The 10,344-nt window shown below is 41.6% G+C and carries 10 protein-coding genes; 1 reads left to right on the top strand and 9 read right to left on the bottom strand.

Annotated elements, in window-relative coordinates; translation table 11 throughout:
- Nucleotides 1–3 precede the first annotated feature (3 nt).
- From A2536_06105 to A2536_06095, 3 genes are read right to left on the bottom strand one after another with little or no spacing between them, the layout of a single operon-like run.
- Entirely contained in the window at nt 4–738 is a 735-nt protein-coding gene (locus A2536_06105) for a hypothetical protein (protein OGF47002.1), read from the bottom strand.
- Nucleotides 739–790: 52 nt separating this feature from the next.
- Entirely contained in the window at nt 791–1,978 is a 1,188-nt protein-coding gene (locus A2536_06100) for a hypothetical protein (protein OGF47001.1), read from the bottom strand.
- 7 nt (nt 1,979–1,985) lie between these two features.
- Nucleotides 1,986–3,089, bottom strand: coding sequence for a hypothetical protein (locus A2536_06095; protein ID OGF47000.1), 1,104 nt, complete (start codon nt 3,087–3,089; stop codon nt 1,986–1,988).
- Here A2536_06095 and A2536_06090 point away from each other — a divergent pair.
- Nucleotides 3,067–3,273, top strand: a complete 207-nt coding sequence (locus A2536_06090; GenBank protein ID OGF46999.1) for a hypothetical protein — start codon at nt 3,067–3,069, stop codon at nt 3,271–3,273. The genes A2536_06095 and A2536_06090 overlap by 23 nt on opposite strands.
- Before the next feature lie 75 nt (nt 3,274–3,348).
- Here A2536_06090 and A2536_06085 read toward each other — a convergent pair whose 3' ends face one another.
- The 6 genes from A2536_06085 to A2536_06060 form a co-directional block, all read right to left on the bottom strand.
- Nucleotides 3,349–4,251 carry a hypothetical protein gene (locus tag A2536_06085; protein ID OGF46998.1) on the bottom strand — a complete coding sequence of 301 codons (903 nt, stop codon included), beginning with the start codon at nt 4,249–4,251 and terminating at the stop codon, nt 3,349–3,351.
- Nucleotides 4,252–4,496: 245 nt separating this feature from the next.
- Entirely contained in the window at nt 4,497–5,399 is a 903-nt protein-coding gene (locus A2536_06080; protein ID OGF46997.1) for a hypothetical protein, read from the bottom strand.
- A gap of 407 nt (nt 5,400–5,806) precedes the next feature.
- Entirely contained in the window at nt 5,807–6,685 is an 879-nt protein-coding gene (locus tag A2536_06075) for a hypothetical protein (GenBank protein OGF46996.1), read from the bottom strand.
- 251 nt (nt 6,686–6,936) lie between these two features.
- Nucleotides 6,937–7,188, bottom strand: coding sequence for a 50S ribosomal protein L27 (locus tag A2536_06070; protein ID OGF46995.1), 252 nt, complete (start codon nt 7,186–7,188; stop codon nt 6,937–6,939).
- 17 nt (nt 7,189–7,205) lie between these two features.
- Nucleotides 7,206–7,517, bottom strand: coding sequence for a 50S ribosomal protein L21 (locus A2536_06065; GenBank protein ID OGF46994.1), 312 nt, complete (start codon nt 7,515–7,517; stop codon nt 7,206–7,208).
- Nucleotides 7,518–7,751: 234 nt separating this feature from the next.
- Complete coding sequence (locus tag A2536_06060; GenBank protein OGF46993.1) at nt 7,752–10,202, bottom strand: pyridine nucleotide-disulfide oxidoreductase; 2,451 nt, start codon at nt 10,200–10,202, stop codon at nt 7,752–7,754.
- Nucleotides 10,203–10,344: the final 142 nt, after the last annotated feature.

The raw sequence follows: 10,344 nt of genomic DNA, 5'->3' as shown, positions 1-10,344 counted from the left end.
CGGTTAAAAAACCGCTTCTTGGTTCCAGTTGTCAAAGAACGGTGTTTCTAGAAATAATTGCGACACAGTCTGAATTATTGACTTTGTATTGTCTTTTCCCTCCGGCTTTTGCCCTACCTCAAAATCCTGAAGAAGTTTTCTGTAAATATGGATCATGGCAAAAATCATTACTATTACTGCAGGAATAATACCAACACAACAACAGATAAAGCCAAGCATACAAACACCGAAAAGAACCCACCAGAATAGGAAGAGGTTAACTTTATGCCCCTGTGTCATCTTCCCGCTCATTTTTATCGCTTCAATAGGTTTCATCTTCCGGTCAATAACCAGATAAAGAGCAAACTGGTATTTTATTGCCCAGATTATACCGGGAACAATTAATAGTATCAAACCCGCAAGTACTATGAGGAGAACAAGAATATAGCAAACAAGAAAATCAAAGTACTTCTCATAAGTAGTAAAGAGCGTTGAAAGTTCGGCCTTTTTACCGTCATAAAGGTCAAGAAATATTTTATACGTCCCCATCATAAGCAGCACCGCAGCAAGGTATTCTATTACTGTAGTATTAAAGTAGAAGAGTCCTTTCCCCATAAACCGTTCAACAGTGATCTGTAGGGCGCTTAGTCCTATTGTTATTCCAAGATAGACGGCATAAACAACTATGGCAAAACCTAAATGTTTTTTTGTTAAATTCCAGCCGGTCTTAACGGCTTCTTTCTTCTGAAGTATCTGCACAGAACCCCCTTATTAAAGATTACCTGTAAAAATATTAGCATAATATAAGTTATTACACAATAATATTATTTTTTTCCGGTTTTCCGGATAATATATAGAAGAGACCCAACCCGCAGAAAAGTATGCCTGAAGCTGAAAACAACGCATAGTTATAGTTTCCTGTTTTGTCAAATATCCATCCGGCAAAAGGCGGTGCGATGAGTCCGCTTATAAAATTCCCGGCAAAAAGAAGCGGATATATCTGACCCAATCTTTCTATTCCAAAATATTTTGAGACAGCAGAGGCGTAAACCACAAGCGCGCAGCCGTAATTAAGGCCGGACAGCATTGCAAAAATAAAAAAGAGCGCGGTATTCTTTACAAAAAACACGGCAAAAAATAGTGCCGCGGCTTGTATTAATATAGAAATATATATGCTTTTTTCCTCTCCAATTTTATGAATTATAGCACCCCAAAGCATCCTTCCCCCTGAATTGAAAATTGCAAGCACGGAAACCCCGAAAGCGGCATAAATTCCGGAAACACCCCAGGTTAGACCCATGGATTTTATATTTCCTATGACCATGAGTCCGGAAAATAAAGATACTAACATGGCGAAAAACAACGCCCAAAATTTTGAAGAAGAAAAAATCTCCCGGTATTTTAACGGTTTGATCTCTTTTTCACATGTTCCTGCATTTGGGTCTCGCAGAAAAAAGGAAAGCCCGCAAATAATTATAAATAAAAGTATTCCTGTAATTTTAAATATATACGAAATATGAATGCCGCGACTTAAAAAATGATCGACCCCGAGCGCAAGAAGCAAGGAGCCGATACCCAGGCCGCTCACTGAAACTCCTGTTACCAGCGCTTTTTTATCAGGAAAGCATTTTTGGACCGTTTCCAGAGGACAAATGTACGCAAGACCTGCTCCACCCCCGCCAAGAACACCCACACCTATTATCAAAATCATCAGATCCGGTTCAACCATACCGGAAAGGAAGAAGCCGGTACCCATGACAACTCCGCCGATAAAAGCAAGTAAACGCGGTCCTGTTTTTTTTATTAATCTTCCGCCTGCAAGAAAACCTGCAGCAAATACTACCTGAAAGATAGCAAACACCATTTGCGCGTCTTTCATGGAAAAAGCGAATTTCGAATGAAGTTCCTGAGCAAAAACACTCCACGCATAGCCGGCACCAAAGCACATGGACATAAAAAAAGCTGCCGCCAGAACAGATATCCGCTGTTTTTTATTCAAGGACTGGTTACTCCTTTTCTTGAGGGAGGTTAAGATGGCTTTTTTCTCTAAGATTCTCGATTTTAATGACAACAGAATCCAGCTTATTCTTTCTTGTCGTAACCAGTTTGGTAAATTCTTCTTTCGCTGCTTCTATTTTTTCCCCAAGTTTTTCGTAACACCCCGTGTACTCATCCCATTGTTTTCCGAAAGCCGAAAGTAATTTTAAGATCTCCGCCGCGGTTGCTTCCATTTTAAAATTATCTATCGCCTGCCTCATTATGACCAAAAGAGCATACAGGGTAAGCGGAGAGCAGAGAACAACTTTTTTATTAAGCGCCTCATCCATTATCGCAGGTTCTTTCTGATTAACAAAAGCAAATACTTGCTCATTAGGTATGAATACGATCACATAATCCAAAGTATTTTCTTCCGCATTAATATAATCCCGGGTGGTCACTTCTTTTATTCTTCCCCTGACATCAGAAAGGAATTTCTTTTCAAAATTATCCTTTTCCACCTGGCTTCCCGCGTTAAGGTACGCCATATAATTATCCAGCGGGAATTTTACATCCATATTAACTTTAAGGTTTTTTGGAAGAGTAAAAGTAAAGTCCGGTTTATTTCCCGCTTCGTTTTTTTGCTGTTTAACATAATTAATACCGTCGGTAAAGCCGGCCAGCTTTAAAACATCTTCAGCCATTCTCTCCCCCCACTTACCTCTGGCCTGGGAGGAAGAAAGCGCGATATTCAACTTATCCGTACTCTCTCTGAGTTTTCCTGTTTGCTCTGCCGTCTGTTTTATCTGCGTGGTAAGTTCGCCGAATTTATTCTCACGGTCTTTTTCAAGGGTGTTCATCAGGTTTTCAACTTTTAAAAGATCGGTTTTCATATTCCCCAGGGTCTGATCTATCAATTGCTTCTTGTTTTCCAGATCCTTCTCCCCTCCTGACAGCTGCTTTGATAAAGCTTCATTAACAAAAGGGATCATATCTTTCCAGGCCTCTACGGTCAACGCCTTAAAAGAATCTTTCATCCTCTGCTCTTCCTCTTTTTTCCGGCGAAGATCAATAATATAGTAAGCCAAAAGCCCAAGAGTAAAACCAATTATGAAAATAATTATCGATTTCATGATCTTATTTTATCTTAAAAAGACGGGGTTTGCAATTGATAAAAAACAGGGATTAGGGGCCCGTGGTTTTCTGCGGCATATTCGCCATAAATTTATTTTGCAGACCAATATATTTATCGAACCCATAGTTAATTTCGAGAATATAAGCGTAAAATGTGACGGGTTACGAGAAAAGAATATTTAACGTAACTTCTGCACCTTTCTGCTCTTGCCAAGCATCTGCGCATCCGCGCCTCTACTCTTCTATCTTCCACCTTACTTAAATATTATTCGGTACTTTTTCTTTTTTTCCTGACTGGAATGATTTTTCCGCCGTATCCAGTAAAGCCATCACTTCGAGTGAATCCTCAAAAGGTACAGGAGAAGGACCTCCCTTTAAAAAACCAAAGAGCTCCCTGACTAGATCAGTATAAATAATATTTTGATCCACGATAAACGGCGCCGCAGCTCCGTCTTTATTCCTCAAAGTTCCGCCGTAGGAGCCGCAATTTTCGGTAAGATCGGCAATTGCGACTTTTTTATCCGGATATTCGACAACGATAACCACACCGTTGCTGTGCTTTGTTGTATGAGCGGTCAAGGCGCCTCTCCCCATTGCGCGGACAAGCATTTCAAAGACATGAACCCCGTACCAGACAATACTGCTTCCGGCAGGAGCAATTCCAAGAGGGCCGTAAAAATAACTGTTATCCGGGTTTGGTATCTCTTTCATCGCCCCGGTAAGAGCCGGAGGGAACCTTAAGGAAGACATAGAACAGATCTTTAAGTTTTTCTTCTTTGAAATATCATATATTATCCTGCCATTTAAATAGTTATCCGCCATCGGTTTATCAAGAAATATAGGCAGTCCTAAATCCGAGCATTTTTTAAAATATTCCAGATGAAGCGAAGGATCATTAAGCTCTATCATTACGGCATCAACACCTTTTACTGTTTCCTCAAGGGTATTGGTAATTTTCACGCCCAGTACTTCAAGCTGTTTCTTCCTTGCGTTAATACCTTCTTCATTTTGAAAAGGTGTGACAAAAGCCAGGCAGGTTACTGCGCGGAGTCCTTCTACTTTCTGCTCCGGCGGGCAGGAAGGATCCTGCATTCTTTTGGGAAAAGCAACACTGTGGCTGGTATCCAGACCTACTAAAGCAACTTTCAATTCCTTAGCCATACATCCCCCATTATTAGAAATATGTTATTGTAGTTGCCCGATTCCCTCCCCTCCAAAGAACTCGGCGGGCAAGCATAAAGATCGCAGGCACGGCATCGAGCCCATAGTTAATTACGCGGATATAAACCTAAAATGTTACGAGTTGCGGGTGACGGGTTACGAGAAAAAGAATATTTAACGTAACTTCTGCACCTTTCTGCTCTTGCCAAGCATCCGCGCCTCTATTCTTCTATCTTCCACCTTACTTAAATATTATTCGGTACTTTTTCTGTTTTTCCGGACTGTAAGGATTTTTCGGCAGTATCCAGTAACGCCATTACTTCAAGAGTGTCTTCAAAAGGTACAGGGACAGGGCCGCCCTTCAAAAATCCAAAGAGCTCCCTTACCAGATCGGTGTAAATTATTTTTTTATCCACAACAAATGGGGCAATGGATCCGCCTTTATCTCTGAGCGTTCCGCCATATTGAAAACATCTTTCGATAAGATCCGCAATAGCTACTTTTTTATCAGGATATTCGACAACGATAACCACACCGTTGCTGTGTTTTTTTGTATGCACGGACAATGCGCCTCTTCCCATTGCACGGACCAGCATTTCAAATGTATGCACCCCGTACCAGACAATACTGCTCCCTGCCGGAGGAATACCAAGAGGGCCGAAGAAATAACTGAAATCCGGTTTCGGTACTTTATTTATCGCTTCGTTAAGCGCCGGAGGGAATCTCAAAGAGGACATGGAGCAGATCTTAATGTTATTCTTCTTCGAGATATCATAAATAATTTTGGCGTTGACATAAGTATCCGCCATCGGTTTATCAAGATAAATAGGAAGACCCAGTTCAGAACATTTTTTAAAATATTCCAGATGCAAGGACGGGTCATCTATCTCTATCATCACAGCATCCGCACCTTTCACTGTTTCCTCAAGAGTACTGGTGATCTTCACTCCCCAGGCTTCAAGCTGTTTGATCCTGGTGTTAATACCCTCTTCATTTTGAAAAGGCGTGACAAATGCCAGGCAAGTCATAACCCGGAGCCCATCTACTTTCATATCCGCAGGACAATCAGGCGCCTGCATTCTTTTTGTGAATTCAATACTATGACTGGTATCCAATCCAATTACCGCAATCTTTATTTCATTTGCCATATGACACTCCTTTTTAAAAAGATTCCACATCCACCAGTTATATTGGGCGGATCTTTTGATGAGATTACAAAACTACTGGATTCTCCGCCCTTGACCCGCCTATTGGCGAGGTCTCGCACAGCATTGTAGCGGACGAGATCTCACCGCAGGTGGACACTGATTTATTTCATGGCTCCATTTTTCTGACAATTTTTAATATTCAAACAAACATATACCACAAAAACACCTTATTGCGTTATACCAAAGAAAACCCCGAGCAGCCTGTCCGCCACTTTTAGGTAATGAGCTCGGAGATGTTTATAAATTATAGTATTTAGTATAGGCATTGTCAATTTATTAAAGATGCGGCTTTTCCCCCTGGTTTTCATCTCATGCTGAAAGCATAGATATAGCAACTGTTTTCTTTGTTATTTCTCCGCTGAAAATATTTTCTTTGATAGTTCTTCCAGTCCGTCTACCAGGCGGGGGCCGGATCTTAGGAGGAGGTCGGGGTTAAGATCGTCGAAAACTTTATCTTCTTTCACTGCTTTTATACTTCCCCAGCCGGCGCGGGCTGTTATTTCTTTTTTCATCTTGCCTTTCTTTTCCATGTAGGCGGTTATTATTATGCCGGGATTTCTTTTTATTATCTCTTCCACGCTTACTTCGGGAAAGGTTTTGTCAATATCGGAAAATATATTTTCCCCTCCGGCAAGGCTTATGAGTTCATCTATAAAAGATCCTTTTCCCGCGGAAGTGACCGGTTGGTTCCAGATCTCAAAATATACCTTTGGTTTTTTCCTGTTCTTTGCTTTTTCTTTTACAGCTTTAATTCTTTCCTTGAGGGAGTTGACAAGCGTTAAGGCTTCCTTTTCTTTCCCCGCTGCTTTTCCGACAAGCACCGCATCCATAAGCACCTGATTTAAATCCTTCGGGTAGAGAGTCAAGACCGGAATACCCATAGTCGAAAGTTTTATCGCGAGCTCTTTTTGCACGCCGCCGCCGGCAAGAACGAGATCCGGTTTTAACATAAGAATTTTTTCAAGACTTGGAGAAAAGAAATCTCCTACCTTTTCTTTCTTTTTGGCTTCAGCTGGATAGTCGCAAATATTTGATACCCCGGCTACTTTGTCCCCGAGACCCAGCATAAATAATATCTCCGTATTGGAGGGCGCCAAAGAAATAATCCTTTTTGGCTCTTTGGAGATCAAGGCAGACCTGCCGGCATCATCCGTAAGTGTTACGGGAAAACCTGAAGAAAATACCGCGGAAATTAGCAATAAAAATGAACCGATTATTTTTGTCATAAAAATATTATACTCCTTTAAAAACGATTCCACTTCCGCCAGTTATATGAGGCGGATCTTTTGAAGAGATTGCAAAACTACCAGATTCCACTTCCGCCACAAAGCGTTGGCGGATGCCGAAACATTATTGCCTTTGATGTTTTGGAAGGCAGATACAAGCTCTGACTGTTATTGCAGAATCTCCAATACTTTTCTGCATATGAAAAAAAAGCCCCGCCCGTTTTTGACGGACAGGGCTCTGATCAACAGGTTTATTTTTGGATTTCAGCAGCTATTATATTGACTCTGTTCTTTGTGAATTTCACAACACCGGATATTTTTGCAAATATAGTGTGGTCTGAGCCCTCGCCGGCATTAACGCCCGCGACAAATGTTGAACCGCGCTGTCTTACGATAACACTTCCGCCGGTCACAACTTCTCCGCCAAAAGCTTTAACTCCCATGCGCTGACCCTGACTGTCCCTGCCGTTCCTTGATGTACCGCCTGATTTTTTACTTGCCATACGAAAATCTCCTTAAATTAGACCTCTATCTTTGTAATTTTAAGCCTTGTATACTGCTGCCTGTGGCCTATCGTCTTCCTGTACTGTTCGGTCTTTCTGTACCTGAAAACTCTGATCTTTTCACCTTTAACTTCGCCTATTACTTCGGCAATTACTTTTACATCGTTAAGAACCGGCTTTCCTATCTTTACTTTATCTCCGTCCACGGCCATAAGAACTTTATCCATTGTCTGTTCTTTGCCTTTAGTTTCGACTTTTTCTACATTAAAGACATCGCCTTCCTTCACTTTGTACTGCCTTGCTCCTGATTCAATTATTACATACTTCATGATAAATCTCCTCCCGACTAAAAACGTAGGTCTAATAATACCAAAATGAAGATGATTTGTCAAAGGTTAAATAGCTAACTGATGACACCGATAAAAAAGAGATGGCACATCCGCCAGTAATATAGGCGGATCTTTCGAAGATCCGCCAGTGAATATAGGGCGGATCTTTCGAAGAGATGTTAAAAAGGTGACTGTCACCCTGTTACCTTTGTTTTTAAAGGCGTTTTTACTGTTTTAAGAAATAAAGAGGTTTGTGTCTGAAGACTCGGCGGAATTAAGATAAGAGGCTACGCCTCCGATTTCGATTCCGTCAAGAAGCTCTTCTTTTTTAATACCCATCATATCCATGGACATCTGACAGGCAATTATTCTTACTCCGGCAGATTTCGCGGCAAACATCATGGCTTCAAGTGAATCGATGTTTTTCCTTTTCATAATAAACCTTATTAATTTCGGGCCGATACCCAGCATCTGCATCTGGGATAATTTTAAACGCCAGCTTCCTCTGGGAAGCATTATACCGAACATGAAATCAAAAAAACCTTTTTTTACTTTCGGCGAATATTTTTTCTTTAAGGCGTTCAAACCCCAGAAGGTGAAGAACATTGTAACTTTTCTTCCCATGGATGCGGCGCCATTTGCTATCACAAAAGAAGCGAGTACTTTGTCCAGCTCTCCGGAAAACACAACAATTGTTTTGTCATGCGGAATTTCTCCGTTAAAAGCTTTTTCTGCTCTCTTTCCTTTTTGGATCTTCGCTATTATTTTTTTATCTTTTTCTTCCACTGAGACCAGCATATTACCCGTCGTTGCGCACCAGGAAGGAATATCATTTCTAAAACCGGGATCGGTAGCGGTAATCTCCACTACATCTCCGTCACTAAGCTCACTTATCTTTTTTGCCAGAACCATTACAGGCCCCGGACATTGAAGCCCCCCGGCATCCAGTTTATAAATTTTTCCCTTGCCAGGGATCACAGTCCGGATATCATCCCGCTTATCAATGTAGTGGCATTGAAATATACCGACATTTTGCTGAAGTGCCGTCGCAATCTTATAGAGCTTAAACCCGCCGCTTAGATCATAAACTTTGTCATAACCGGAGTTTTTAAGTATGGACTGCGCGAAGTACGCCATCTTCCCCTGATTACAGACCATAATGAGCTTTCTGTCTTTCGGGATCTCGCTAAGTCTTTTTCGAATCTCCGAAAGTGGAATATTGACCGACCCTTCAATATGTCCGAGGTCAAATTCCATTTTGCTTCGCACGTCTATAAACAGAGCATTTTCTTTTTTCAGATTTTCCACATCTTCAAAGGAGACGTAAGGACTTTTCCCCTGGATCTGATTTATCGCTATCATCGAGGCAAGATTAACAGGGTCCTTTGCGGAAGAGAACGGCGGAGCGTAAGCCAGTTCAAGTTTTGCCAGTTCGTAAACCGTACGGTGCAGCTGGACCATAACCGAAATTACATCAATTCTTTTATCAACTCCCTCCGGCCCGATGATCTGAGCCCCTAAAACCCTGCCGTCAGCAGGATTATACAGGAACTTCATATACAAGGGGAAGGCATCAGGGTAATACCCCGCATGTGAAGAAGGCATTAAATAGCATTTGCCGTAAGGCATTTTTCTTTTCTTTAAAATCTTTTCACTGCTCCCGGTTATTGCCGCGGCCATATCAAATATTTTCGCAATCGCGGTACCCGGAGTCCCATCATATGTTGACTTTCCCCCGCAGATATTATCCGCGACGATACGCCCCTGTTTGTTCGCAGCATTCGCCAGAGGTATTAAGGACGCGCAATCACAGACACTGTCCTTTGTTTCGATAACATCTCCAAGTGCATAAATATCGGGATCGGAAGTTTTTAATTCCGGGGTAACTTTTATTCCGCCAAGTGCGCCAATCTCAATGCCGGCGTCTTTTGCCAAAGCGGTTTCAGGTTTTACACCGATGGAAAGAATAACGAAATCAGCTTCAATCTCGTACCCGTCTTTAAGGAGCAGCTTTAGTCCGGTTCCCGCCTGCTTGAATTCGGTAACGGCATTATTTAATACAAGCTCAATATTTTTTGCCTTGAGGTGGTCGTGTATTACCGCCGCCATTTCTGCGTCCAGGACATTCAAAACCTGATCAGCAAGTTCTACAATAGAGACCATAAGACCAAGATGATGCATATTCTCAGCCATTTCAAGACCAATAAAACCGGCTCCGACTATCGCCACTTTCTTAGGAGTTTTTTCTTTGATAAAACTTTTTACCAGATCCATATCGGCAAGTGTTCTTATCGTAAAGATCCTCGAATCATTAATACCTGTTATAGGGGGCCTTATAGGGGTGCCTCCGGGCGAGAGCACCAGTTTATCATAGCTTTCTTCATATATATTATTATTGGAGGAGTCTTTTACTTTGACTTTTTTGTTTTTTCTGTCTATTGAAATCACTTCGGATCTTATCCGGACATCTACATTAAATTGATTGTTAAAGCTTTCTTTTGAGACAATGGTAAGCTGATCGCGGTCCTTTATAACATCACCCAGATAATATGGAATCCCGCAGTTGGCATAAGAGATCTCTTCCCCGCGCTCAAACATTATTATCTCTGCTTTTTCATCCAAACGCCTTAAACGAGCAGCCGTAGAAGCCCCGCCTGCAACCCCGCCTACAATAAGTACTTTCATAAAAACACCCCCCGGATCTGATATTTGGCATATATTGTAATTTTATAGGTAAAAGGGAAACTGCTATATGACACTTATCATAGAGGCGTAGATAGAGGCTTAGAGGGTTGGATGTTTGGAAGGTTGGCAAAAGCTTGAAAAC

The organism is Candidatus Firestonebacteria bacterium RIFOXYD2_FULL_39_29 (assembly GCA_001778375.1).
Classification (GTDB): Bacteria; Oederibacteriota; D2-FULL-39-29; order D2-FULL-39-29; family D2-FULL-39-29; genus D2-FULL-39-29.
This window is presented reverse-complemented; position numbering and strand designations above follow the sequence as displayed.